The 26,245-nt window shown below is 52.8% G+C and carries 26 protein-coding genes; 3 read left to right on the top strand and 23 right to left on the bottom strand.

Annotated features, from left to right (window positions below):
• Window positions 1-49: 49 nt before the first annotated feature.
• Genes EVJ29_RS09230 through EVJ29_RS09215 form a run of 4 tightly spaced genes read right to left on the bottom strand, consistent with a single transcriptional unit; the run spans window position 50 to window position 3,331 of the window.
• Entirely contained in the window at window positions 50-439 is a 390-nt protein-coding gene (locus tag EVJ29_RS09230) for a reverse transcriptase-like protein (protein ID WP_131440526.1), read from the bottom strand.
• On the bottom strand, window positions 420-1,202 hold the full coding sequence (locus tag EVJ29_RS09225; RefSeq protein ID WP_131465162.1) for a 5'-3' exonuclease: 783 nt from the start codon (window positions 1,200-1,202) through the stop codon (window positions 420-422). The genes EVJ29_RS09230 and EVJ29_RS09225 overlap by 20 nt, the downstream gene beginning before the upstream one ends.
• A complete protein-coding gene (locus tag EVJ29_RS09220; protein WP_131505002.1) occupies window positions 1,199-2,134 on the bottom strand; it encodes a CobW family GTP-binding protein in 936 nt (311 codons plus the stop codon). The genes EVJ29_RS09225 and EVJ29_RS09220 overlap by 4 nt, the downstream gene beginning before the upstream one ends.
• Before the next feature lie 15 nt (window positions 2,135-2,149).
• The gene (locus EVJ29_RS09215; RefSeq protein ID WP_236633494.1) at window positions 2,150-3,331 is read right to left on the bottom strand and encodes a DNA-binding protein; all 1,182 of its coding nucleotides are present in this window, start codon (window positions 3,329-3,331) and stop codon (window positions 2,150-2,152) included.
• A 157-nt stretch (window positions 3,332-3,488) separates the two neighbouring features.
• On the opposite strand from EVJ29_RS09215, the gene EVJ29_RS09210 reads away from it, so the two are divergent.
• Window positions 3,489-4,001 carry a hypothetical protein gene (locus tag EVJ29_RS09210; protein WP_236633493.1) on the top strand — a complete coding sequence of 171 codons (513 nt, stop codon included), beginning with the start codon at window positions 3,489-3,491 and terminating at the stop codon, window positions 3,999-4,001.
• Between the two features lie 41 nt (window positions 4,002-4,042).
• Here EVJ29_RS09210 and hfq read toward each other — a convergent pair whose 3' ends face one another.
• The 7 genes from hfq to EVJ29_RS09175 all read right to left on the bottom strand — a co-directional run bounded on the left by hfq (window position 4,043) and on the right by EVJ29_RS09175 (window position 10,800).
• A complete protein-coding gene (gene hfq / locus EVJ29_RS09205) occupies window positions 4,043-4,291 on the bottom strand; it encodes an RNA chaperone Hfq (protein ID WP_016509830.1) in 249 nt (82 codons plus the stop codon).
• Between the two features lie 12 nt (window positions 4,292-4,303).
• Window positions 4,304-5,254: a tRNA (adenosine(37)-N6)-dimethylallyltransferase MiaA gene (gene miaA, locus EVJ29_RS09200; RefSeq protein ID WP_070327357.1), complete on the bottom strand. Its 951-nt coding sequence runs from the start codon at window positions 5,252-5,254 to the stop codon at window positions 4,304-4,306.
• 237 nt (window positions 5,255-5,491) lie between these two features.
• Window positions 5,492-6,085, bottom strand: a complete 594-nt coding sequence (locus tag EVJ29_RS09195) for an AmiS/UreI family transporter (RefSeq protein WP_131440514.1) — start codon at window positions 6,083-6,085, stop codon at window positions 5,492-5,494.
• A gap of 112 nt (window positions 6,086-6,197) precedes the next feature.
• Window positions 6,198-7,049 (bottom strand): PPK2 family polyphosphate kinase, encoded by an 852-nt coding sequence (locus EVJ29_RS09190; protein ID WP_131465168.1) that lies wholly within the window; start codon window positions 7,047-7,049, stop codon window positions 6,198-6,200.
• A gap of 130 nt (window positions 7,050-7,179) precedes the next feature.
• Window positions 7,180-8,709 carry a M4 family metallopeptidase gene (locus tag EVJ29_RS09185; protein WP_131465170.1) on the bottom strand — a complete coding sequence of 510 codons (1,530 nt, stop codon included), beginning with the start codon at window positions 8,707-8,709 and terminating at the stop codon, window positions 7,180-7,182.
• Between the two features lie 179 nt (window positions 8,710-8,888).
• Window positions 8,889-9,887 (bottom strand): ABC transporter permease, encoded by a 999-nt coding sequence (locus EVJ29_RS09180; RefSeq protein WP_070327360.1) that lies wholly within the window; start codon window positions 9,885-9,887, stop codon window positions 8,889-8,891.
• A complete protein-coding gene (locus EVJ29_RS09175; protein ID WP_070327361.1) occupies window positions 9,880-10,800 on the bottom strand; it encodes an ABC transporter ATP-binding protein in 921 nt (306 codons plus the stop codon). Before EVJ29_RS09175 ends, EVJ29_RS09180 begins: the two co-directional genes overlap by 8 nt.
• A 117-nt stretch (window positions 10,801-10,917) precedes the next feature.
• On the opposite strand from EVJ29_RS09175, the gene EVJ29_RS09170 reads away from it, so the two are divergent.
• Window positions 10,918-11,667, top strand: coding sequence for a GDSL-type esterase/lipase family protein (locus EVJ29_RS09170; protein WP_071397395.1), 750 nt, complete (start codon window positions 10,918-10,920; stop codon window positions 11,665-11,667).
• 35 nt (window positions 11,668-11,702) lie between these two features.
• Here EVJ29_RS09170 and EVJ29_RS09165 read toward each other — a convergent pair whose 3' ends face one another.
• Together EVJ29_RS09165 and EVJ29_RS09160 are read right to left on the bottom strand one after the other, a co-directional pair.
• Window positions 11,703-12,374 (bottom strand): hypothetical protein, encoded by a 672-nt coding sequence (locus tag EVJ29_RS09165; protein WP_131489805.1) that lies wholly within the window; start codon window positions 12,372-12,374, stop codon window positions 11,703-11,705.
• On the bottom strand, window positions 12,361-13,491 hold the full coding sequence (locus EVJ29_RS09160; RefSeq protein ID WP_131465174.1) for a mandelate racemase/muconate lactonizing enzyme family protein: 1,131 nt from the start codon (window positions 13,489-13,491) through the stop codon (window positions 12,361-12,363). Before EVJ29_RS09160 ends, EVJ29_RS09165 begins: the two co-directional genes overlap by 14 nt.
• Window positions 13,492-13,572: 81 nt before the next feature.
• Here EVJ29_RS09160 and EVJ29_RS09155 point away from each other — a divergent pair, with 81 nt between their 5' ends.
• Window positions 13,573-14,769 carry an HTH domain-containing protein gene (locus EVJ29_RS09155; protein ID WP_131489806.1) on the top strand — a complete coding sequence of 399 codons (1,197 nt, stop codon included), beginning with the start codon at window positions 13,573-13,575 and terminating at the stop codon, window positions 14,767-14,769.
• A 15-nt stretch (window positions 14,770-14,784) separates the two neighbouring features.
• Here the strand turns inward: EVJ29_RS09155 and nhaC are convergent, their stop codons facing one another.
• The 10 genes from nhaC to mutL all read right to left on the bottom strand — a co-directional run bounded on the left by nhaC (window position 14,785) and on the right by mutL (window position 26,241).
• On the bottom strand, window positions 14,785-16,185 hold the full coding sequence (gene nhaC, locus EVJ29_RS09150; RefSeq protein ID WP_370246370.1) for a Na+/H+ antiporter NhaC: 1,401 nt from the start codon (window positions 16,183-16,185) through the stop codon (window positions 14,785-14,787).
• Window positions 16,186-16,347: 162 nt separating this feature from the next.
• On the bottom strand, window positions 16,348-17,445 hold the full coding sequence (locus tag EVJ29_RS09145; protein WP_131489807.1) for an amidohydrolase: 1,098 nt from the start codon (window positions 17,443-17,445) through the stop codon (window positions 16,348-16,350).
• A 22-nt stretch (window positions 17,446-17,467) separates the two neighbouring features.
• The gene (locus EVJ29_RS09140) at window positions 17,468-17,812 is read right to left on the bottom strand and encodes a DoxX family protein (protein ID WP_173647363.1); all 345 of its coding nucleotides are present in this window, start codon (window positions 17,810-17,812) and stop codon (window positions 17,468-17,470) included.
• Between the two features lie 54 nt (window positions 17,813-17,866).
• Window positions 17,867-19,120 carry a S1C family serine protease gene (locus EVJ29_RS09135; protein WP_131465182.1) on the bottom strand — a complete coding sequence of 418 codons (1,254 nt, stop codon included), beginning with the start codon at window positions 19,118-19,120 and terminating at the stop codon, window positions 17,867-17,869.
• A gap of 121 nt (window positions 19,121-19,241) precedes the next feature.
• Window positions 19,242-20,060, bottom strand: coding sequence for a fumarylacetoacetate hydrolase family protein (locus EVJ29_RS09130; protein ID WP_131443861.1), 819 nt, complete (start codon window positions 20,058-20,060; stop codon window positions 19,242-19,244).
• Between the two features lie 55 nt (window positions 20,061-20,115).
• Window positions 20,116-20,571, bottom strand: a complete 456-nt coding sequence (gene nrdG / locus EVJ29_RS09125) for an anaerobic ribonucleoside-triphosphate reductase activating protein (RefSeq protein ID WP_070327369.1) — start codon at window positions 20,569-20,571, stop codon at window positions 20,116-20,118.
• The gene (locus EVJ29_RS09120) at window positions 20,549-22,393 is read right to left on the bottom strand and encodes an anaerobic ribonucleoside triphosphate reductase (RefSeq protein WP_131465184.1); all 1,845 of its coding nucleotides are present in this window, start codon (window positions 22,391-22,393) and stop codon (window positions 20,549-20,551) included. The genes nrdG and EVJ29_RS09120 overlap by 23 nt, the downstream gene beginning before the upstream one ends.
• Before the next feature lie 191 nt (window positions 22,394-22,584).
• Window positions 22,585-23,424 carry a formate/nitrite transporter family protein gene (locus tag EVJ29_RS09115; RefSeq protein WP_070327936.1) on the bottom strand — a complete coding sequence of 280 codons (840 nt, stop codon included), beginning with the start codon at window positions 23,422-23,424 and terminating at the stop codon, window positions 22,585-22,587.
• A 208-nt stretch (window positions 23,425-23,632) separates the two neighbouring features.
• Window positions 23,633-24,280 (bottom strand): 50S ribosomal protein L25/general stress protein Ctc, encoded by a 648-nt coding sequence (locus tag EVJ29_RS09110; RefSeq protein WP_070327370.1) that lies wholly within the window; start codon window positions 24,278-24,280, stop codon window positions 23,633-23,635.
• Window positions 24,281-24,444: 164 nt separating this feature from the next.
• Window positions 24,445-26,241, bottom strand: a complete 1,797-nt coding sequence (mutL, locus tag EVJ29_RS09105; protein ID WP_131489983.1) for a DNA mismatch repair endonuclease MutL — start codon at window positions 26,239-26,241, stop codon at window positions 24,445-24,447.
• Between the last annotated feature and the right edge of the window lie 4 nt (window positions 26,242-26,245).

Here is a 26,245-nt window from a genome sequence, read left to right as displayed (position 1 = left end):
ACGTGCGCCTATGAGAATCGAAAAAAAGTCGAGACACGTCTCGACTTCTTCATCTGCCAAGCAGCGCTGCCTTTGCGACCGAGTCAGCCCGGTTGTCTGCCCGTGGGATCCACTTGATGAACGTGACCGGCAGTTCGTCGTAGGCGATCAACGCCTCAAGAAATAGCGGTTTGACCGATTTGTCTTTCATAAAGCGTTGCTCGAGCGCACGCACGATTGTCTCGGCGTCTGAATAAAACAGGAACGTCGACTCCCCTTCGAGCGCTTCAGCTTGTTTGAGCGCGAAGACGAGTGCCGCGAGCTCGGCTTGAACGCTCGATAGCCCGGTCCGCTTCTCTGTGAACGTAACGACCGTCCCATCGGACGCCTTTAGCCAGACACCGAGCCCGTTCTCCCCGGTCTGTTGATTCGTGGCCGCGTCAAAATAAACGTGAACCAAAGCGGTACGCCTCCCAGTCGGTCTCGATCGGAGCGTCGATATCGATTTGTGACAGACGCTTCGACAGCAACGCGACTTCTTCGTGACCGTCCAATTTTTTCGCATACTTTTGATGTGCTTCAAGCAACTGTTCCGTTCGCAACAGCTCGTATAATTGCTCGACGGTATCGTATGACTGCACGAGGATCGTCGCCGTCTTCGGACCGATCCCTTTGACGCCCGGAATGTTGTCCGACGCATCGCCTTGGAGCGCCTTCACATCGACGAACTGTAACGGTCTCACCCCGTACGTCGCTTCGAACAATTCCCGGCTCATCAACAGTTCCTCACCTTTTTTAGGGACGATTTGAAACACGTTCGGGGATAACAGTTGATGCAAGTCCCGGTCGGACGAGTACATGTACGATTCCCCGGGAAACGCCGTCGCGACGGCCCCCATCAAATCGTCCGCCTCGTACCCGGCCAGCTCAGACTGAAAGATGCCGCGTTCCGTGAGCGCGGCCCGCAGTTTGACGTAATCATGAAACAACGGTTCCGGCAGACCGGTCCGGGTCGCCTTATAGTCAGGGAACAAGGCGAACCGATGCGTCGTTTCAATCGGTCCGTCCCAAAAGAAAGCGATATGGGTAAACTCGTTCGTCCAGCCGTCGACTTTACGGAGCAAACCTTTCAACGTCACTTCGGGGTCGAGCGCCCGGCGTCGTTCGGTCGCAAAATAATAACGTGATAATAAGTTAAATCCATCTACTAGCATCAATCTCATCGTTCATTCACCTCACAAGCTTTCATCCCGCGTTCAAGCGCTTCCCGGTCAAGTTCTTTGCCGATCCAGACAAAAACAGACCGGGTATCGTCGCTCGGTTCATTGGCGAACGTCGCGCCCATCAACTGGTTCGTCGCCTGGACGACAAATTTTGAAGACTCGCCTTCAATACGGACAATCGCTTTGAGACGATAGACGTCTTGTTCATAGTGCATGAGCACTTCTCTGACGTAACGCGTGACCCGCTCGCGGTTTAACGGCACGTCGGTCGTGATCGTGATAGCCCGCAGCGTCGAGACGGACGTATGTCCGGCTGTCAGCTCGCCGAGCAGACGTTCATCGATGCGGGAGAGCTGGAACGTATTCTCGAGTAACTCATACGCTCCGACCGTCTGCTCTGTCTCGATGACACGTACGGTCGGGTTCAATTCACGAATCCGGCCGTGGGCACGCCCGAGCTCGGCCTCGCTGACGAGATCGACTTTGTTGAGCAAGATCACATCGGCATAGGCGATTTGATGGATACCTTCGATGAACAGTTCGCGGTCCATCTGGCTCGCATCGACGACGGTCAAAATCGCCGTCAGTTTAAAGCGCGATCGTAAGTAATCGTCGTAATAAATCGTCTGGATGATTGGAGCCGGGTCGGCAACACCTGTCGTCTCGATGACGATGCGATCGAACGACTCGCCTCGCGAGGCGAGTTGATAAAACGTCTTACTCAAATCATTTTGGATTGAACAACAAATACAACCGTTCGACAGTTCGATCTGTTCTTGATCCATGTTGACGATCAATTGTTCGTCAATGTTGACCGAGCCGAGCTCGTTGACGATCAAGAGCAATCGTTCGTCCGTCGCTTCTAAAAGACGGTTCATATATGTCGTTTTTCCGGCGCCTAAAAAGCCGGTCACTAATTGCACGGGAATCATGCCTTGCACCTCACTTTATAAATTTTCGTGGACCCGTGCCCACTTCTCGTAGCGAGCGTCCAACAAGTCGATCAAATGAAGCAGCCACCCTTCGGTCGTGGCCGGCAGGACGCTAGAACCCCATTCCCGTTTTCCGTGGTGGGACAAGATCATATGCCAAATCCGGTGGTGGACGTCAAGCGGCAACGTGATGCCGGCGGCTTGTTGACTCTTCTCGAACAACAGCCCTCCGTATGGCATGTGACCGACCAGACTCCCCATCGGATTGATGGCGATCCCTGTCGTCTCACTCGTGCCGGTGACGTAAAACAGCTGCTCGAACCGTCTCGGTGACGACAACAGATGACTGTATTCGAACAACTTGCCGATGTCATGGAACAAGATACCGAGCGCGAGTTCGTCCCAGCGGAGCGGTTCTTTCAGTTCTGCCATCGCCTCACACGCCGTATAGAGCGACTCAAACGTCCCACGGAACGCCTGCTCGACTTTAACACCGTTCATCGTATTCCATACGTCTACTTTGTGCAACTGCTCGGCTTCTTTGATGATCCGGAACGCAGTCGCCAAATAATCGTCTTGCTCTTGGATGCGGTAACCGAGTCGCAACATGCAGACCGTATGTTTTAACAGTCCACCGACGTAGTTGTGGTGATGGTAGAGAGCAGCCGGGGCCAATACGAAATCGTCCCAATATTGATCGAGGAGCGCCAACGCGATCGCCTCATAGTCCGGAGACAGCGTCGACAAAATCGCGAACAGCTCTTCGGCATACTGATCGAACGTCTCGTCGCCTGGAAGTCCAGGTAAGAGCGACACCGCCTCGTCCCGGGACATCGGTTGGACACGATCGATCGTGATCGATTTGGCGCCGTCCGGCTTCGGATAGACGTCAATCTTTCCTTCTAAGGCGATCACGCCCGATTCGTAAATCGGTAGCAGTTGATCTTCGTTGCCCCGCAGCCAATGTTTGGCCCGGATCAGCCCGCCAGACGTCGTCAAATTAAGTTGCAACCATTTGGCGCCAGACTTCCCTTCCCGCACCTCGACCGAACTGACGAGCGCATTCGTCTGAATCGGTGTCCCGTCCGACAAATCCGTTAGCCGAAGCGTCGACTTCTCGACTTTCGGAACTTGAAACCTGGCCCGGTCGAACGTACCACCACCTGCGACCGCGTCGATCTGTTGATAATAATTCATGATATGACCCCCTTTTTCTTCTCTTTGCCCATTGTATCGTGTTTTATCGTTCGAGGCGAACATACTTTCGTTACTGGTCAGAAACTTGTGAGGAATATATTGAAAGCGCTTACCTATATTGTTACGATATAAGTAGTTACAAAAAGGGGGAATGATGATGATTTCACTACTAGACACGTATGAACGGTTGATCGCGACAGGGGAAGCGGCACGTTATGCAGATGTCCATCCAACGATTGACGGTATCCTCGAAGGGGCGGTCTGTCCCGTATCAGACAATGAGCTTGAGCAGGCAGTCGCCGGTCACGCTGGAAATCCATATACGCACGACGACCTCATCGACTCGGTCGTCGCGCATGAGATGAAAGGAGCGATGGCCGCTTTAATCGTCTCAGGGTATCCGGTGCAAACACCGCTCGCGAAAGCGGTCGTCTTATCTGCCTTCGCCCGGACGAACCGGATGAATATCGATAAGCTGAAAGAGCTCGGTCACGCCGACCTGCTCGTCCGCATCCAGTCGGCCGACCGCTCGTGGAAACGGACGTATACGCACTTGTATCGGTCGAGTCCCGCCCAAATGTGCGAGCAACTCGACTCGTTGCTCGGTGGCTGCGCCATCCATCGCGTCCTCGAGGCGCTCCATGATGACCGCAACATAAAAACGGCATAAGAAAAGAGCGGTCCCCGGGCCGCTCTTTCCTTATGCTTCAATTAACCTTCCGTCATCTCGACCGCTTCCGGTTCGAACAACGTGACGTTCCGTGCTGGCGAGAACGTCGAAATCGCATGTTTATAAATCAACTGTTGGCGCCCTTCCGACTCGACGATCACTGTGAAGTTGTCAAATGATTTGATGACTCCGCGAATTTGGAAGCCACTGACTAAAAACACGGTCGTCGGAACCATCTCTTTGCGCAATTGGTTCAGAAAATGATCTTGGATGTTATAGCTTGCCTTCATGTTGCATTCCCCCTAGTCTATGTCTCGTTCAAATAATCGGAATTTTCGAAAAAACTCCTCAACCTCATCATAGATATTTTTATACGATAGTTCAAATGATTTCTTTCCCATATCTACCCAAATCCCATCAAATTGATGACGGAACCACGTTAATTGCCGTTTTGCAAACTGGCGTGTATGTTGTTTCAACGTCTCGGTCATCCGCTCTCGCGTCAGTTTCCCGTCTAAGTACGGCACGACTTCTTTATAGCCGATGGCCCGTAGCGCCTGTGTCTCCCGGTACCCGGCACGCAATAAGCGCTCGACTTCTTCGATGAGACCCGCTTCGATCATCAAATCGACGCGATGATTGATCCGCTCATATAAGACGTCGCGATCGGCGTGCAGGACAAACAACTTATAATCGTAATGCTCAGATGGGGCACTATCCATTGCCTGCTCGTCACCTGAGAGCGCGACTTCGAGGGCACGGATGACACGGCGGACATTATTTGGATGAATGATGTCGGCGCGCCTCGGATCGAGGCCACGCAAGCGGTCATGTAACGCCTCGGCGCCGTGTGCTTCCGCTTCGGCTTCAAGCGCTGCACGCAGTTCCGTATCGACCGGTCGCTCCGTGAACTCGTAATCGTATAAAATCGCCCGAATATACAGGCCCGTCCCACCGACTACAATCGGCACCTTCCCGCGCGAGTAGATATCGTCGATCGCCGCGCGGGCGAGACGTTGAAATTTGGCGACGCTCATCGCTTCATCCGGGTCACAAATGTCGATCAAATGATGCGGTACGCCTTCCGCCTCTTCGACCGTCACTTTGGCGGAACCGATATCCATTCCGCGGTACACTTGGACCGAGTCGCCTGATACGATTTCTCCGTCGAACGCCTTGGCGAGCTCGATGCCCGTCTTCGTCTTCCCGACTGCCGTCGGCCCGACAATCACGATGACTGGTGTCTTTTTCATTTCTGTCACTCCTCAAACGAAAGACCGTTCCTAAAAAGGAAACGGCCCGTCAAATTCTTCTTTTAATTGTATCATCAAACACGACCGCAAACAGCATCCAACCGCAGATTAATAAACCGAGCAGTAAAATCAAGCCATCACTCATCTGTGACCGCCTCCTTTACCTACTCCTTTCCCACTTTTCACACTTTAGACACAATTTAACATGCAAACTAAAAACGCTCAGGATGAGCGTTTTTAGTTTGCCGTCTCGACTTGGCGTTTGAACCGCGACATCGCGAAGGCAAAGTAGAGAACAGCCGTACCGCTCGCCGCCCACCAAATGACGTCATAGAGCGGCGTCATCAAATTGGCCAAGCCGAGCAATGCGGGTACGATCAACGTCAACCAAGCGAGGACGAAGGCGACGCGTGCTGTCACGCCGTCGATCGCTCGTTCCAGCGCCATCCCATAGAAGAACAATCCCCAAAGGAACGACCAGAACAACCACGTCACCGCGCCCATGCTGTCACCGTTCGCGAACCCGACGACGGCGTAAAATAGTGCCGAAATCGCGACGAACAGTGAGAACCAGCCGACACCGCGTCCGTCCAAGTTAAAGATGAACGTCACACCGACGTACAAATACGTGAATGCGAACAAGTAAATACCTGCGTATCCAAACAGTTCTGACGGGCTCGCCCCGATGACGAGCCATGTCGCGATGAACGCCTGGAACATGCCGGTGAACAGGCTGAACACCCCGGCACTTTTCATATCGACTTTCCCAAACAGGACGAGGCTGTTAATGAACAGTGCCACGCCGCCGAACAACAAACTAATATTCCCCACAATGATTGCTCCTTTGTATAGATGTCTGACGTCTGATTCGATACGTCCACTGTACATTGGATTCGCTTTCAACGCAATAGGGAAATCAATCGTTTCAGTACACGACGCTCAATCATTCACTTTCTAACTCTTTAATCGCCTCGTCAATCTTTTCCTGCTCCTCTTCCGTGAACGTCGGGAACTGCGGATTGATGTTCTCGAGCACGTCGATCATAACGGTCGAGACGATGTAACGCGCGTACCAGTCATCGTCGGCCGGAAGAATATACCATGGTGCCTGACTTGTCGACGTATTCGACAACATGTCTTCGAAGATGGCCTGGTAATCGTCCCAATGTCTCCGCTCCTCGACATCACTGAATGAAAACTCCCAATTCTTCTTCGGGTCTTTCAAGCGTTCGAGCAGACGATCGCGTTGCACTTCTTTTGAGACGTTAAAGAAAAATTTGATGACCTCAAAGCCGTTCTCCTTAAGATACTGCTCATAATCGTTAATCTGACGGTAGCGCACGGCCCATACGTTCGCTTCATCTGGGATCACCTCGTCGCCTAGTAGATCGTGGACGCGGGGTGCGATGACTTCTTCGTAATACGATCGGTTCAAAATACCGACTTGACCCCGCTCCGGCATCAAATCGTGCATCCGCCATAAGTAGTCATGTTTCTTTTCGGTGTCCGACGGCTTTTGGAAGGCGTTCGTCTTCAACCCTTGGGCATTCAAGTTTGAGAAGATATAGCTGATCGCTTCATCTTTCCCTCCGGCATCTAGCGCCTGCAAGACGACGACGACACCCTTTTTAGCCTCGGCATATAGCTTCCAATGTAACTCTTTTAACCTGTCGACACTTTTTGGAATCAATTCCTCAGTCAACGTCTCATCAGACGGCCGGTCTTGCATGCTCGTTTGGAAGTCGCTCAAGCGAATTCCATTTTTATGGTCGATACGAAATTGGTGAATATTCATAAATCCTCCTCTGAATCAGTTCAGTTTAAACTACAACCCTATTTACCCTCTTTAGCGAGTCTATCACCTACTAAACTAAAAACATCTCTTCCGCGCGGGAAGAGATGTCTGTCTACTTAATTGATTCCGATTAATAGATGCCGACCGCGTCAAACGATTTCGCGGCAGCAACGGCTTGTGTGCTCGTCGAACCGTAAAGGTCTTTAGCCGATTGGACGACCGCTTGGCGAAGACTCGAGAAGTTCGAAGTCGGTGTCAAGTAGACCGTGAGGGCGCGGTAGTAGATGTCCCCCATCTCCATGACGCCGACACCTTGGACCGAGACACCGTAATGCGATCCGCCATTACCTAACAAGTAGGCCGCTTTATTGACGATTCCTGAGTTGATATGGACACCGCCATTGTCTTGCGTTCCTGTATAACGCACCGAATAGTGATCCGGGTCACCGTAAGCGGCCGGGTTCGACATCGAACGTAGAGCGTCCCCTGCAACGCCTGGCGTGTAGATATCCTCCCCGACCAACCAGTCAAAGTTCGATCCGACACTGTATTCGGCGACCGTACCAAAGATATCAGACACCGCTTCGTTGATCGCACCCGATTCGTTCTGGTAGATCAAACCGGCCGTGTACTCGGTGACGGCGTGTGACAACTCGTGGGCGACGACATCGAGCGCACCCGAGAGGTAAGTGAACGTCTGTCCATCCCCGTCCCCGTAAACCATCTTGCTGCCGTCCCAGAACGCGTTGTTGTAACTGCGGCTGTAATGGACCGTCGAGTTGAGAGCCGCCCCGTTGTTGTCGTAGCTATTGCGGCCGTAAGTGTTTTTGAAGAAATCGTACGTTTTAGTCGCATTCACGTGCGCACTGACCGCGGCCCGGTCATACGTCGTGTTCAAGACGTTATCGACGTCGGCCCAAAGTGATCCGGGAAGACGTGTCCGGTTGCCGGCATCGTACGTGTAGATGCCTTTACCGCGCGTCGAGTCTTGTAAATAGTAATATGAACCGCTCTTCGTCGTCTTGAACGTTTGGCTCTGTCCGAGCACGTCGATCCCCGTTCCGGTAAACGCCGTTCCTGTGACGCCGTTCGCCGGTTTGGCGTGAGCCAACTGGTTGTATTTGTTCAACACCTCGCCGCTCGCCGCATCGATGAAGTACGTCCAACGTGATGGTTCCTCAGCATCGAGGATCGTCCCGGTCACCTCATAGGCATAAGCCGCTTCACCTTTGTTCGGGTAGATGACGAGTTCCGCTGCCGGCTCGAGCTCGTAGGCGCCTGTATGACCGACAAGTTCTTTATAGCGGGCGACTGCTTTTCGTTCGTTCAGTTTGATCGATTTATGTAGTCCTTTCAGTTGTTTCGTGTCATCGACGACCGTCTTCAATTGTCCGGCCTCGTCGACCACTCCGACGACGATACCGCCGAATACGGGAACACCGTCCACCGTCTGTTGGAGTTTGACGACTTGTCCGACTTTGTCGCGCTTCGATTCGATCGTCTTGAATTCTCCTTTCGCTTTGGCGAACTCTTTGACGATCGTCGCCGGCGCCTCAGTCGATGGTTTTGTCAACGTGCCTGTCTTCAGTTCTGCCGCCCCGGCGAATTGTGGAACGAGTAAGACGCCTGCGATCAATGATGTCGATAAAACTTTTTTCATATGTGTTTCCCTCCTTATGTGGTGTCTCTTACTTTACATAGTTTCCCACAGTTAAGGAATCCAACTTATTGATTATTTTGACAATTCTAACTATTGAGACATTTAACCTATTCAGTCTTCCTGTTTAGTGCTTTCAACCGTATAAAAAAAGCGTCACCGGGATGGTGACACTTTCTCATTTAATAGACATCTTTTTGGGTGAAGTGATAGAACGCGTACGCCAACGCCGCGAGCGTCCAAACGAAAATGACGATGAGCGAGAACGGCAGTGTCATCCCATCAATCGGCGGGGCTTGTCCCTCGAGATAGGTATGAAGACCGAAGTTGACGTTCACCAAGTATTTCGAGCTGTCCCAGTTCGAACCGAGCGACGTGAGGAGCGGTCCCGAAATGAGGATGGCCATCATGATCCCGATCCCGGTCGCCGTATTTTTGACGAGGACCGAAATCATGAGTGCGATCGTACCGACGGCCGCCACGACGAACCACGATAGACCGACCGACATGAGCAAGTATTGCCACATCGGCAGCGTATGGACGAAGTCGGTCGAGAACGTCCCGGTCGCTGAGGCCTGGAATCCGGTCAAGATCGGTGCGGTCCAACCGTCCCATCCGAGCACGATCCCTGAAATGGCATAACTGACGAACGCCGTGATGAAGATGAGGATCGATGTGTACAACAGCGTCGTCATCCATTTCGCCAACAAAATCTTAAAGCGCCGGACCGGACGTGACAACAGCGTCTTGATCGTCCCGTCGTTATGCTCGCCGCTGACGATGTCTGCCATCAGAACGATGATGAACAGCGGCAGGACGAGCGTCGTCCCTTGGGAGAAGAAGACACGCATGAACGTCGGCGCCCCAGGATAACTCGGGTTGATGTCGTTATCTAAGTAGTATTGGTTTTGTTGCACTTGGAACTCGAGGATTTGCCGGAACTCGTCTTGGACGTTCGCCGAGGCGAGCCGGTTTTGCGTATCGACGATCTCTTGCTGCAAGTCGACACGCCAGTCGATCGTCCCTTGCTCTTCACGCTGCTTCTCGATTTGACGATAGTTGGCGTACGTGAACATCGAGACGAGTACGACGAGGATGACCGAGACGACCAATAGTCGTCGCTTATTATGGATCTTCAACACTTCGTTACGAATCAGGCCGAGTAAAGATGGATTAGACAATATGGTCACCCCCGGTCAATGTGATAAACAGTTCTTCGAGCGTCTGAACACGTCGTTCGAGACCAAAGACTTCCACATCTCGATCAAGCAAATAACGATTTAATCGGGCCGTGTCTTCTAAGTTCATCGAGACACGGATCGTCCGTTCGTCGACGACGTCCGCCTGCTCGATCGATTCAAAACCACGAACAATCGGCAACACCTCAAAACTGTCCGCCACGTGAACGTCGACCGTCGACGCCAATTCATTGATCAGCTCTTGAACGGTACCGACTTTCACAATCTTGCCGCGCGACATGATGGCGACACGGTCAGCGAGCAACTCAATTTCCGCCAAGATGTGGCTTGAAACGAGCACACTGAGTCCGGTTTCTTCGACGAGGCGACGGATAAACAGTCGCAAATCACGGATACCCATCGGATCGAGCCCGTTCGTCGGTTCATCTAAAATCAAGACACGCGGGTTGTTGAGCATCGCTTGCGCGATTCCAAGCCGTTGGCGCATCCCGAGCGAGTACGTCTTCACTTTGTCATCGATCCGGGCCGTCAAATCGACGAGGTCGATCACTTCTTGAATCCGGGCCTCCGTGATACCCGGTAACATGCGCGCGAACACGTTCAAGTTCTCGCGGCCACTCAAAAACTTATACAGCTCGGGATTCTCGACAATCGCCCCGATCTGGTTCATCGCTTGGACGAACTGGCGCTCGACGCCAAAACCGCAAATCGAGACGGACCCTTTCGTCGGTTTGATCAAGCCGACGATCATCCGGATCGTCGTCGTCTTACCAGCACCGTTCGGTCCTAAAAAGCCGAACACTTCCCCAGGAAACACATCGAACGAGATATCGTCGATGATGGTTTTTTTCCCGATTACTTTTGTCAAATGGTCTATTTTCAATGTTGGTTGCATCGTCTCACCTCAACTCTATTCTAGCGGACTCGTCCGCTTCTGTCCTATTCGAACATTCACATAGGGCAGGTTCAAATATATTTGATATGATGGTTACATAGAAAGTGAGGTCATCAGATGAAAAATGGGAAATGGTATGCCTTTTTAATCGGCTCTGTCTTGTTGACGGCAACGGCCTTGTTTGGTCTTTGGATTGGGTATCAAGACATCGTCAACCCGCCGGAGCGTACGCTCTCGGTCAGCGAAGATACGAGACCTGAACCAGACGGCGAAATTTTCGTCGCTCTCGGTGATTCAATCACACGCGGCGTCGGTTCGACGTCAGGCGCCGGTTACGTTCAACCGGTCAGCGCAGCTCTCGAAGACCAAGATATCCGCACACAAAACTTGGCCATATCGGGGGCACGCACCGAGGACCTGCTCGCTCAGCTCGCTCAGCCGGAAGTTCAGCGGACAATCAAAAACGCCCGCTACATCACGCTCACGATCGGCGGCAACGACCTGTTCAACCGGGGCGAAAACGTCGATAACTTCGAATCTGTCGATATCGAACAAGTCGTCACGGACGCTAAAGCAAACTTAAATGATATCTTTGCAGAAATCCGTGGTCTGAACGACACGGCTCAAATCGTCTATATCGCGCTTTACAACCCGTTCCCCGAGAACACGAACGGACAGGCGTTCAACCAGCTGATTCTCGACTGGAACGCTGCGGCGGCTAACCTTGGGAATACTTACCGCATCGACGTGATCGATCCGTTCGCGTACGTGAGCGACGTCACCCGAGACCTCGCAAGCGATCAGTTCCACCCGAGCGATCGGACGTATGAAAAACTTGCCGATGACATTTTATTTATCCTCGACTAAACACGTTTGGCCTGATCACATGGATCAGGCCATTTTTACCGTTCATATTGGATAAGCCACGTCTCGTCGACTCGTTTCATCGCCGTGCCGTACCAACCCGTCTTCAATAATTCGACTTGGCCGTCCGTATCACTCATCTCAAGCCACGCCGTCTCACCTAACGGTCGCCAACCCGTATGCAGTTCTTTCATAAAGATATAACGAAGTTTACCGCCATACTTTTGTTTGAGTGCGCCGATTCTTAGGCCCAGGACAAACTTGTCCTTCAAGCTCGGGATGTTGAACGGGGCGACGGTCGCACAGACGAGGTCAAACCGCTCGTCTTGGCTCAATTCTTCCATCAACAGCTTCCCTAAATGTTGCTGCAAACGGTAGCCCCGATAAGACGGATCGACGTTCGTCACCTCTTGGTAGATGATGCGATCGAGTTCATCCTCACGCCGCCCGATGTCACGACCTAAATGTTCGTCATCGAGCGGCGGGATGAGCAACGCCCGAAACGCAATCAACGCATCTTTGTGGAACGCGCCGATGATCGTCTGATCCGACAACAGCTTCATGAATTCGTCTGTCGTGAGCGCTTGGTAATGGCTACCTTCGGCAAGATCAGCAATCACGGTTTGTTGCACCGCTTCGATGGCCGTCAAGTCCATATCGGTCAAATGCCGAACGTCGAGTTCAAGTCCATTGCATTCACCGTGCCACATGATCGGCGCCTCCGACTTCATAGTAATCGGTCGTCAGGCGACGGAGCACGTCCTCATCGACGTCGACACCGAGACCCGGACGGTCGTTCAAGCGGATGAACGGTAAATCGTACGTCAAATTGCCGACGTCCGTAGCGAACCGGAGCGGGCCGGTCAGTTCGACCGATTGAACGATTTTACTCGAGAACGCGACGTGAAAGCCCGCGCTCGAAGCGATCGACGATTCGACCATCGAGCCGATTTGACACTCGATACCGGACATCTCGGCCATATGGACGAGTTTTTTCGCCGGATAGATGCCGCCGCACTTCATCAATTTCACGTTCACTTTATGCGCCGCTTGCATCATCGTCAAGCGGCGCATGTCGGCGACACCCCGTACCCCTTCGTCAATCATAAGCGGGACCGATATTTTGCCTTTAACTTCGAGCATTCCTTCAAAATCGTCGGCTTTGACCGGTTGCTCGACCCAATCGATATCAAACGGTTCGAGCTTACGCATCGCCTGCAGCGTCTTCGCCGCGTTTACCCAGCCTTGGTTGACATCAACACGGATTGGGACGTCAGGACCGACCGCTTGCCTTACTGCCGCGACACGACGGACGTCCGAGGCGACATCGACGCCGACTTTCATTTTGACGGCCGTGTAACCTTCTGCGACCTGTTCCGACGCTTCCGCCGCCATCGCTTCAGGCTCACCGATACTTAAGACGTGTGTGACCGGGAAGGCGTCGTGATAGCGTCCGCCGAGCAACTCGTAGATGGGTTGTCCGAGCTTCTTCCCGATCAAGTCATGGCAAGCAATGTCGAGCGCTGCCTTGGCCGCTGGAACGTCACGGATGGCCCGGTCCATCTCGTCGTGAATCCGTTCTAGATGCATCGGGTTCCGTCCGATCAACAGTGGACCGAGCAAGTGGCGAATGACACTGATCGTACTCTCAAGCGACTCGCCCGTCACGTGTTCGTCGGCAACCGCCTCACCGTACCCGACGAGACCGCATTCGGTCGTCATCTTGACGATTACCGACGGCATGACGTCATAGCGATGGTAGCTGACGATGAACGGGACTTTGAGCGGTAGTTCAATCGCAAACAGTTCTATTTTTTCTAGTTTCATGATAAGTGCTCCTTTACATTTAAAAGTTCATTGTATATATTGTCGTTAAATAGTCGCTAAATTGCAAGGAGGAGTTTTCGCATGTCGCTTCATTTAGCAATCGTCGGTTCAGCCGACTTCGTCGCTACCATCACAGCGCTGGCCCCTGATTATGAAGATGTTCGCTTCGCCTACTATACGTATCAACATCCGCACGAGGCGGCCACGATCGCCAAACAGCTCGGTTCGTTCGACGGCGTCTTCTTCTCGGGATCGTTCCCTTATTCGTACGCGCTGCCTTATCTCAGTACGAATATGGCGCACCACGTCGTCCAAGACGAGACCGTGCTGTTGACGACGCTCCTGTCGGCGGCGCTCACTCGTGCCGTCTCCCTCGAACACGTGTCGATCGATGTGATCGAGCCGAAACGGTTGGCGGCGATTTTATCGTCCCTCCCCGCAGTGACGACACCACCTCGTTTAATGAAGATTCATCCTGACGTCGACTTTCAAGACGTATTCGCGTTTCATGCGGACTTACAACCCGCTCAAACGAACTTGGCCTTGACGAGCATCGAGCGTGTCCACAGCCAATTGCAGGAGCAAGGCTATGAGAGTCAGCTCATGATCGAGCCGCCGAGTACGATCCGGTACCATCTCGAGCAACTGATTCAACGTGTTCGGCAACTATTGGCGGACAACGCTCAATTTTCAATCATTTTATATGATACCGATTCTGAGGCGCTCCGCGACCATTTGGCAACGGTTCACTATATCGGCGGACATCTCGAAACGACGGACGGTCCCTCGACCGCTCTGTTGACGACGAAAGGCGAGACGATCAGCGCCCTCGAAGAAAACACGCTCGCCCCCGCGTCTTTTGACTCTTCAATCGGGATCGGCTACGGCACCCAATACCAACAAGCTTACGAACATGCACAAATCGCCTTGTCTGCAGCCACCGACGAACGAGTCCGCATCGTTGACGACTCGAAGCGATTGTCTTTCCCGAAACGCGACGACGTGACTTCTTACCGTGTGACCGAAGAAGTTGCGTTCGATATCGTCAAACAAGTCGGCATCAGCCCGGCCAACGCCGGCAAGATCATCCGATTCTCGAAACGCAAACTCGAGTTCACCGCCAAAGAGCTGACCGACTACTTGAACGTCTCGCGACGGACGACCGAGCGACTCATCAAAAAACTACACGACGCATACCTTGTCAGCGTCATTGGTGAAGAAATGAGTTACGCCCAAGGCCGCCCCCGTGCCGTCTATAAATTCAATTTCCCGGCCTAGAGGGCCGGGAAATTTTTATAATGCCGCTTGATCTTCGACTTGTGTTTCTGCTTGCAACACCGTGATCCGTTCGATCGTGAATCCTGTGAACGCATAGATGATCGAGATGACCGGGACGACGAAGTTGAGCACGGCGTAAGGCGCGTACTCGAACGCCCCGACACCGAGCGTCCCGAGAATGAACACCCCGCACGTGTTCCACGGGATGAACACTGACGTCAGCGTGCCGCCGTCCTCGAGCGCCCGGGACAAGTTCTTCGAGTGGAGCCCCATCTTCTCATAGGCCCCGGCAAACATGCGTGCCGGCACGACGATCGATATGTATTGCTCGGAACACGTCGCGTTCGTCGCAATCCCGGCAAGAATCGTCGACGCGATCATCGAGCCGGCCGTCTTCGCTAGTTTGACGATCTGGTTCATGATTGATTGCAGCATCCCCGAATACTCCAAAATCCCCCCGAACGTCATCGCGACGATCGTCATCGAGACGGTATACATCATCGCGTCGAGCCCACCTCGACTGAATAAATTATCGACGAGCTCATTGCCGGTGTCGATCACATAGCCGCTTTGAAGCGCACCGACGCTATCCGAGAGCGATCCGCCTTGAATGACGACTTGGGCCAGGAAGCCGAGCGCGATCCCGACGACGAGTGCCGGGATGGCCGGTACTTTTTTCGTGACGAGCACGATGACCGCGAGCGGAATCAGTAGCAACCAAGGCGAAATGACGAAACTGTCCTCCAAAATGCCGAGCGTCTGCACGATATCTGAAGGATTCGTCGCCGTATCATTGAAACGCGTCCCGAGCCACCAATAGACGCCGAGCGCGATGATGAGTCCTGGAATCGTCGTATAAAGCATATGACGGATGTGGACGAACAAGTTCGTATGCGTCAAACCGGCCGCAAGGTTCGTCGTATCCGACAGCGGCGACATCTTATCGCCGAAGTAGGCGCCCGAGATGACGGCACCTGCGACCATCGGCGCCGGAATCCCCATGCTGAGCCCAATGCCCATCCCGGCGACACCGATCGTCCCCATCGTCGACCACGAACTGCCGATCGATAAAGCAACGACCGCACAGATGAGACAGATCGTCACGAGGAAGTAGGCCGGCGAGATGATCTTCAACCCAAAATATATCATTGTGGCGACAACGCCTCCCCCGATCCAGGCGCCAATCGTCAAACCGACCAAGATGATGATGACGACCGCCGGCAAGGCGAGCCGTATCCCCTTGTACATCATCTCCTCGATGTCTTTCCATTTGTAGCCGTGACGCCACGCGACAAGCGAAGCGGTCGCCGTCCCGACGATGAGCGGGATGTGTGGCCCTTGCTCGAGTTTGACGATGGCGACGAGCATGACCCCAATCATGACAAGTAGCGGCAACAACGCCCAACCAAGCTTCATGTCTTGCCTGTTCCCCTGCAGTTCCATGTAAATTCCTCCCCGTTAGCGAAAATTCAGAATTGTCGTTATATTGTCGCTAATGAAATTATGATAACGCTTACATGAGGAGTTGGCAACAAAAAAATGGACGGCAAGCTGACGCCCCGTCCATTTCGTTTCACTTTATAGTATTGCAACCGCTCGGCGTAGCGTCTCGGCGAGCAAAGCCGCCCCTTCAGGCAAGACGTCGCGGTCGAACGTCATCTGCGGGTGATGCAGTCCCGGCGTCAAATTTGCCCCGATCCCGATCATCGTGGCATCGAGTCCCGGTTTCTCGACCGTGTAAAAATGAAAATCGTCACTTCCCGACGTCACGATGCGATTGACGAGCGCGTCCTCGCCATGGAGTGCGATGATCGCTTCTGCTGTAATCCGGCTCGAGTGTTTCCCGATCTCGGCACCCGGCGTGAAGTCTTGCCATTCCAACTCGATCTCGACGCCATGCAGCACGCTAATTTGATGCAACATCGTCTCGAGACGGTCACGAAGCTCGAGCAGTTCTTTATTTTGCTGGGCCCGCACGTCAATCGAGAACGTGGCGTTGCCCGGAATGATATTCATGTTGTCACTTCCTGCCTGGACACCGGTCAGCTTGATCGAATGCGGCTCAAACGGCGACAGATAGATGCTTTTCAACATCTGTTGAATCGTGAAGACGACGTCGAGCGCATTCTGACCTTGGTGTGGCCTCGCACCGTGGGCATCGTCCCCGATGATCCGTCCTTTCAAGAACAAAGCGGCGCCGTGTTGAATCGCAGCGGCGTATTGGCCGCGCTTCAGCTCTTCGAGCGGGCGCAAATGAATGCCGTACAAGTGGCTGACATCGTCAAGTGCCCCTTTATTGATCATCGCGAGCGAGCCGTTACCTTGTTCTTCCGCCGGTTGGAAGATAAAGCGGATCCGTTTCGAGAGCGCCTCGTCCTTTAACAGCTCGAGCGCGCCGAGCACCATGCTTATGTTGGCGTCGTGGCCGCACGAATGGTTGGCCCGGAACTCTCCGTCGACTTGTTGCCATAAGGCATCGATATCGGCTCGGACGGCGATAACGTCGGCACCGGTGCCGATTTCAGCGATAACACCCGTCACGTCGTCAAACGTCTCGTGACGCACGTTCCATGACGCCAAGATGTCCGCAATCGTCTTCGTCGTCTTTTCTTCTTTCCAACTCACTTCCGGATGAGCATGAAAATGCTCGAACCAGTTCAGTACGTTCGTAGTCATGATTGATTCCCCCGTTATGTAGTCACAGTTTCTTGACGCCTTTGATCAACACCCATTGCAGCGGCAGTCGACCCCATGTCACCCATTTTGGTAACGTCTTGCCCCCGATCCGGGATGGTTTGAGTGCCATATTGATGTTTGCCGGGAACACGGCAATCAAAAAAGCTGGCAACGTCTTCTTGACGAAACCGGTCCCTTTGTTCAAGAGCAACAACACGCCATAGACGACTTCAATCACACCGCTAGCCTGTACCATGAAGCGCTTGAACGGCCATGATTTCGGAATAATCGACATGAAGGCGCGCTCTTGAACGAAATGCATGATGCCGGCCCCTAAAAATAACACACCGTATAACTTACGAATCACGTTATCCCCTCCTTTTTCTAAGCATAACAAAAAAGATGGGCATCGTGCCCATCTTTACAACGCGTCTCCGTTCGCATTTTGAATCTCGACATCGACCGTTTCGGTCTTGCCGTCCCGGACGTACTCGATCGTGACGACGCCGTCCGTGTCACGAATCAATTCGCTCCGCAAATCGATGAACGAGGACACGGGTTGATCGTTGATTTTGACGATGACGTCACGAGCCTCAAGGCCCGCTGCCGCCGCCGAACTGTTCGCCTGCACGTCGACGATAATCGTCCCGGCCGTCACCGACTCCGGTAGCTTGATCTGTTCAGTCAAATAACCAGGCGGGAACTCATTAACGTCACGCAATGAGACACCGAGCGACGGATGGTTCACTTCGCCGGTCTGCTCAATTTGATTGATGAGCGGCAACGCGATGTCGACCGGAATCGAGAAGCCGACCCCTTCGACAGAATCGGTCGCGATTTTCATCGAGTTGATCCCGATCAACTGACCGGATTCATTGATCAACGCCCCACCAGAGTTACCGGGGTTGATGGCCGCATCCGTTTGGATGACTTCGGCATTAAAGTCCGCTTGTCCGTTCTCGTCCGTATCGACCGGTACGAGACGCGACGTCGAAGAGACGATCCCGCGTGTGACCGAGTTCTCAAACTGTCCGAGCGGGTTACCGATGGCGATGACCGTCTGCCCCGGTTTCAATTCGCTCGATTTCCCGATCTTAATCACAGACGATACGTTGTCCGCGTCGACTTCGAGCACGGCCAAATCGTACGTCGCATCGCTTCCCATGAGCTTCGCATCAGCAGTTGAACCGTCGTTGAACGTGACGGTCAGACGGTCGGCGCCATTGACGACGTGATGGTTCGTGACGATGTAAGCCGAGCCATTTTCTTTTTTATAGATGACCCCTGATCCGACACCCGCTTCGACCGCTTCGTTCGAGAATCCGCTCGCCGCGAAGTTGTTCACGGTCACGACTGCCGGTTGTGCCACCGCGACCGCATTGGTGACCGATGTGTCTTTGATGTTCGATGAGGTTTGGACAGGTGTCCCGTCTGACGTCACATTCGTATTCGACGTGACGTCAGGTGCTTGATCGATAAACGGTAACGCAATCGCACCGGTCAACAACGCCCCGGCGACGCCGCCGATGAACCCTGGGAACATCCGGCTCATGAAAGAGGGCCGAGCGACTTGTTCTGCTTGCGGAGGCTCAGGCGCCCGCTTTGACGAACCTAGCTCTGTATCTAACCAATCTTCATGTCGATTTTGTTCATTTGGCCGATCATTTCGTTCCATAACATGTCATCTCCTCAATGATGTTTCCTCTAACTTCTACCCTGAGTATAATAGAAGCCGGCACCGTTTCATGGAATTGACGGAACGATTACAAGATTCTTCACAATTTGCGTCAATTTCGTCAGACGATGTCGTTCCGTAACGTGCCGAGCCCGGAAATCGTCACTTCGACCCGGTCTCCGGACTGGAGGTAGACCGGTGGCTTCATCCCATGTCCGACCCCGGCTGGCGTCCCGGTCGCGATGATGTCACCCGCTTCGAGCGTCATCCCTGCTGAGAGCGTCCGAATCAGTTCATCGATCGGTCGGATCATGTCATCTGTCGATCCGAGCTGACGGTTTTCCCCGTTCACGTCTGTGCGGATTGACAGTGGAAATTCGAGTTCTTCCGGCGTGACGATAAATGGTCCGAACGGACAGAACGTGTCGAACGACTTGCCGCGGAAAAACTGGACGTGCTGCTTTTGCACGTCTCGTGCCGTAATATCGTTAATGATGGTATACCCAAAAATGTGGTCCTCGACGTCTTGAATGTCGCGTCCTGACTTTCCGATGATGACGGCGAGCTCGCCCTCATAGTCAAGTTGGTCGGTAAGCGCTGCATGACGCTCGACGATGGCATCAGGACCGACGACCGAGGTCGGTGCTTTCGTGAAGATGACGAGCTTACCGGCTCCCGCCGTATCCATCTCTTTCACGTGCTCCTCGTAGTTTTTCCCGATGCAGATGACATTTTTCAGCGGCCGGTATGGCGCTTGAAGTTTGACGTCTTCGAGCGCTCGTACGCTTGCGACGTCTAGATCGATATCCGGTTTAAATTCGCGAGCAATTACTTCTAACAATGAGTTCGTATGTAGTTGATCACTGACATCATATACTTGGTCCGCTTCGACCACCCCGACTCTTGTCTCCCCTTCGATTTCATAGCTACACCATTTCATAATGATTTCCCCCTTTTTTGTTAGTATACAAAAAATCGGGGCGTTGTCGCCCCGATCACGCTTTGTTCAGAAAAATGATCCGCTGGTTGCTCGACCCCCGGAAACGGAGCGAGCGGTCCATGAGCGGCTGCTCGAAACGCCCGTCGACGAGCACGTCGGCGTGGTCAAGGACGATGTCGATGTCCTCATTTTCTAGCTGTTGTAGCGCTTCGAACGTGTAGCCAGTATAGATCCAGACGTTCTTCCCGAGTGTCTTGCAACCGCGCACGACCTCCGACAGCTCAGCCGGTTGCAGGAACGGCTCACCGCCCGATATGGTCACGCCTTCCCATGCGGCCGTCTCGACACGGTCCAACAACTCTTCGACCGAGATGTCACGACCGCCTCGCGGATTCCACGATTCAGGGTTGTGACAGCCCGGGCAACGATGCGGACAGCCTGCTGTAAAAATCACGGTTCGAATGCCCGGACCATCGACGACCGATTCTTCAAGTACGGATAGGACGCGCATGATGTTTCACCCTCGCTCGTTCTTCTTCTCGTTTCGCCGAGTTCCATCGATCCATCGTCCCGACCAAATAACCGGTGATACGACGGATCCGCTCGATCTGATCTCGTTCCCCGCACGTCGGGCACGACTCGTCGATGATTCCTTCTAGACCGCAACTCCCGCAACGATCGACCGGATGATTGATCGAGCCATAGCCGACGTCATGCGCCCGCATGAGCCGCACGATCGATTCAACCGCTTCCGGGTTATGGGCGAGCGAACCGTCGACCTCGACGTACGTAATATGTCCGGCGTCACATAAGGCGTGGTATGGTGCCTCGATTCGAACCTTGTCCCGGATTGAGACGTGTTGATAAACTGGGACGTGGAACGAATTCGTATAAAACGCGCGATCGGTCACACCGGCGATCATCCCGAATTCGTGTTGATCGTTTAACACGAACTTCCCGGACAATCCTTCGGCCGGCGTCGCCAGTAGCGAAAAGTTTAAATCATGATCGTCTCCCGCCTGCCTCATCCGTTCCGCGAGATGGGTCACGATATCAAGCCCGAGACGTTCTGCTTCTCTTGATTCAACGTGCGTCCCGCCAACGAGGACGCGTAGCGCTTCGGCGAGACCGATGAAGCCGAGCGACAACGTCCCTTGTTTTAACACGTCTCGTAATTCCGATTCAGGCAAAAGCGTCTCACTCCCCCGCCAGACGTGCTGCGCATAAAGAAAGCGGAATTCGTCCGCATGTCGCTTGCATTGATAGTCGAAGCGCTCGAGCAATTGCTCGATGGCGATGTCAACGAATCCATCCAACGTCTTATAAAACGACTCGATATCGGATGACACGAGTGCCATCTTCACTAAATTCAACGTCGAGAACGATAAATTACCTCTTCCGATCGACGTCTCTGCCCCATGACGGTTTCCCATCACCCGCGTCCGGCAGCCCATATAGGCAACTTCCGAAGCATGTGTCCCGTCATAGTACTGAAGGTTGAACGGCGCATCGACGAACGAGAAGTTCGGGAACAACCGCTTGCCCGTCACGCGGCATGCGTGGCGGAACAAATCGACGTTCGGGTCCCCGTCATTGAAATTGACGCCTTCCTTTACTTTGAAGATTTGAATCGGGAAAATCGGCGTCTCCCCGTTGCCTAATCCTCGCTCTGTCGCTTTTAATAACTCGCGGATAAACACCCGTCCCCACCGACTCGTGTCGGTGCCGTAGTTGATCGACACGAACGGAACTTGACCGCCGCCGCGCGAATGCATCGAGTTGGCGTTATGGATAAACGCCTCGCACGCCTGGTACGTCGCCGATACGGTTTCTGCTTCAGCAATCTGCTGTTGTTGCTCCACCGTCAGCTCAATCGGTAGTCCGTTCAACCGCTCGAGTTGACGTTCATACGTCTTCTCGACGTAAGGAGCGAGATCGACGTCAAACATCGGGAACGCCTGTCCCCCGTGCTGCATGTTCTGATTCGCTTGAAGAATGATCGAGGCGAGCGCCAGCGCCGAACGAATGTCCTGCGGGGGACGAATCGTCCCGTGTCCGGTGTGGAACCCGTTCGCGAGTAACTCTCCGAGCGGGATTTGACAACACGTCGTCGATCCGGTCACATAGTAATCGGCGTCATGCACATACAAGTAGTTATCACGGATCGCTAGACGTGACCGTTCCGACAATAGGTACGTGGTCGATAATTGTTTTGACACTTCTGAAGATATGCGCGCTAGTTTGCCGAGTGGCGACTTCCCGTCGACGTTGGCGTTCTCTTGGATCAAATCTTGATCTGGTAGCACACAGACATCGTTATAAAGCTGGAGCATGTTCACTCCGCATCACCTCGCTATATATTGATTATTTAACGGCTGATAACCGATAAAAATTCTATATATAGATTATGTCACGTTTTATCGATTTGAGGCACGTCGATATTGTGACAGTTGCAACCGATCCCGAACGTAAAAAAACAGCCGAATCCCTGATGTGGGCTCGACTGTGCGTTTCGTGATGTATGTCATACTTCTTTGGCTGGCTTGACGATTTTCAGTTCGACTTCTTCTTGCTCTGACTCTTGTGCTTCACGCAATCCTTTAGCGTTCAACCATGTATAGATCGCTCCCATGAATAACGCGCCTCCGATAATGTTTCCGAACGTAGCCGGAATCAAGTTGTGGATGGCTCCAGCAAAGCTGATTGCTTCTGGATGCGGAACAACGAGTGTGAGTGCGAACAAGACGAAGTTGGCGATGACGTGATCAAACCCTGAAGCAAAGAAGACGGCTACTAGGAAGATCATCGAGAAGATTTGGGCAAATTCATTTTTCATCTGTTTCGGCAAGAAGATGGCGAGACAGACCATCCAGTTACAGAAGATGGCTCTAAAAAAGATTTCGACTGTCGTATGATGCATCTTGCTCTCGACGACGGCAAATAACCAGTTGTTCATGCCGAGCTCTTGAATGACTCCAGTCGGCGCGAGCAACAAGGCGAAAAGAATGCCGCCGAGCGCGTTCCCGACGAAGCAAAGCAACCAGACGAGCATCGTATCACTCAGCGTCGTATAGCCACGCATCGTTGAAGTCGTAAAATACATCGTATTCCCGGTAAATAGTTCAGCGCCTCCGTAGATGATCATGACGAGCGCGATCCCGAACGAGAATCCCCCGATGAGCGTCGTAAATGGTGAATCTACAAGATACATGCCGTTGACGACTTTTAATGTGAAGATTGATGCGAACCCGATAAAAATCCCCGCGAGCATTGCCCGTAAAAAATATTCCATCGGCCGATAGTGAATCATCGCTGAGGAAGCCTGTGCTTTCTTCCGTAATGATTCGAGTGCATGGATTTCCATTGATGCCATGTCACAAACCCTTCTTTCTGTTTAAATGAACCATATAATAAGAACAAACATGTGAAATCATTAACAATATAAGCCCGGAGCGACATTTTTGCAACTGCCCATTCGAACTGTTGACATACTTTTCACATCGTAATCGGTTACATTTGTCGGATTTGTGACTAAAAAAAGCGACCCTTCGTAAAGGGCCGCATGAAACCAATTATTCTTTCTCAGAAGACTCTGTCGTCTCATCAGTCGATGCTTTAGTCGATTTTTCTGGAGCTGAAGCTTCTTCACCTTCAGTTTCCTCTTCTTCGACTGCTACCGGCTCGTTCACTGATGCGATTTGAAGATCGCCTTCAGATAAGATTTCGTAATCTTTATTCTCTGGAATATCAGCAACTGTGAGTGAGTCACCGATCTCTAGCTTGCTAACGTCGAGCTCGATCCGCTCTGGGATGTTAGCAGGTGTTGCCGAAACAGTGACTTTATAGAGTGCTTGCGACAAGAAGCCGCCTTCTTTGACACCTTTCGCGTCGCCGACGAGTGTGACGTCTGCTTCAACTTCAGTTGCCTCATCCATTTTGACTGCCATGAACTCGACGTGCTTGTATGTGTTCGTGAACGGGTCAACTTCCGTCCCGTGAACGAGTGTGTTTACTTTCTTGCCGTCGATGTTGAGTTCGATCAAGGCGTTGTCTCCGTGTTCACGGAGAATCTTGCGCAATGCCATTTCTTCAAACGCGACTGGTGTGCTTTCGACTTTGTAGCCGTAAACGACACCAAGTACTTTTCCTTCTTTACGTAAGTTTGTTCGAACCGAACGTGGTCGTAATTCTCGTGTCGTTACTTTAAGCGTGTCTGTCATAATCATTTCCCCCTACTGGTTTATGAATCATGTCTACATCTTGAGGGTGAGGCAGTGTGAACTCCACCTCTCAACCTCGATGTGTTTGACGACATGTGTATATTGTTCCCATAGCTAAGCATCCATAAACGTTACAGTCGGTTAAATTAAGATTACAACGTTTGTCACATGACACGTTTGAACAACTTCTCGAGTTCATACGTACTCCACTTCACTAAAATCGGACGTCCGTGTGGACACGTATACGGAGACGTCGTCTCGCCAAGGTCGCGGATCAACTGTCGCATCATCTCGAGGTTTAACGGATGGTTCGCTTTGATCGATCGTTTGCACGCCATCAGGATCGACGCCTCTTCGCGATATTTAGCGATATCGATTGATCGGTCCCGAATCGCCATCTCGATCAAATCACGGACTGTCCCTTCGAGATCGTGCTGCGGGTACCATGTCGGGATTTCCCGGACGAGAAACGTATTGCCTCCGAACGCCTCTAAATCGAGGCCCGCTTCTTTAAGAAGCGGGACGACTTCTTCGATCGCAAGCGTCTCTTGTTGGGTGAACTCGAGCGTGAGCGGCAACAGCAACAACTGATACTCTTTTTCAGGCTGGCCGAGTTGGTCATAAAACAGCTCGTACTTGATGCGTTCTTGGGCGGCGTGTTGGTCGATGATGTACATGCCATCGTCCGCGCCGCAGACGATGTAACTCGCATGGAGTTGGCCGATGACGTCGAGCGCCGGCAGCCGGCGTTCCGCCTTTTCAACCCCCGGTTCTTCTGACAGCACTGTTTCGACCGGTGTCTCTTGAACGAGTGGTGTCGGCGACCAGCGACTCGGAGATGTCACCGGATCGCGTGGAATCGGATAGTTCCATGCGCTCGGCTCAACTGTTGTGTCTGAGCGTTCGACGGTGAAATCAAGCTTCGATTGCTCTGTCGGAACGGACGGCTGTCTTGGTTTGACCGACGGGATCAACCGTTGCTCCCGAAGTGTCAGCTGAACCGTCTCCCGGATCAGTTGACAGAGTTCCTTCTCTTTTGACAGCCGCACTTCCCGCTTCGTCGGATGGACGTTGACATCAATCAGCATCGGGTCCATGTTCACTTCGAGCACAGCGATCGGGTAACGACCGATCGGCAGAAGCGTATGATAGCCTTCGAGCACGCTTTGTGTGAGCGCGAAATTTTTGATGCTCCGCCCGTTCAAGATCAAAGTCACATACTGTTTATTTGAACGCGTCACTTCGGGCCGCACGAGGTGAGCACTCAAGCTGTAGTCATTCGTCTTGCTCGACGCCGTCACGATTTGGGCGGCGACTTGCCGACCGTAGATCGCGAGCATAACTTGCTTGATGTCCCCGTTCCCGTTCGTTCGGAGCAGCTCCTTGTCTTCATGGAAAGCCGTCAATCGAACTTCTGGGTGTGACAAGGCGATCCGGTTCAACGTGTCGGTGATGCTCGCGAGCTCGGTCGCAGACGTTTTCAAGTATTTCAAACGGGCTGGCGTATTATAGAACAATTGACTGACCGTGATCTCTGTCCCGACGTTCGCAGCAGTCGGTGTTTGCTCGATCACGACGCCGCCATGTAGCGTCATCTCAAAGCCGGCCTCATCAGCCCGGCGCGACTTTAACGTGACGTGACTGACCGATGCGATCGAGGCGAGAGCCTCGCCCCGGAATCCGAGCGTCCGGATCCGGAACAAATCATGTTCGTCTCGTATCTTGCTCGTCGCATGTCTTAAAAAAGCACGGGCCGCGTCATCCTCATAAAAGCCGTGGCCGTTATCCCGCACTTTGATGAGCCGGATCCCGGCCTCTTCTAGCTCGACTTCCACTTTCGTCGCGCCGGCATCAATCGCGTTTTCGACGAGTTCTTTCACGACCGATGCCGGTCGTTCGACAACTTCCCCAGCCGCAATCCGGTTGGCTAACTGTTCTGACAACTCTTGAATGATTCCCATCGAC

Source organism: Exiguobacterium sp. SH4S7, assembly GCF_004336795.1.
In the GTDB taxonomy this organism is placed as follows: domain Bacteria; phylum Bacillota; class Bacilli; order Exiguobacteriales; family Exiguobacteriaceae; genus Exiguobacterium; species Exiguobacterium aurantiacum_A.
The sequence above is the reverse complement of the archived record's forward strand: the minus strand, read 5'-3'. Positions and strand labels throughout refer to the sequence as shown.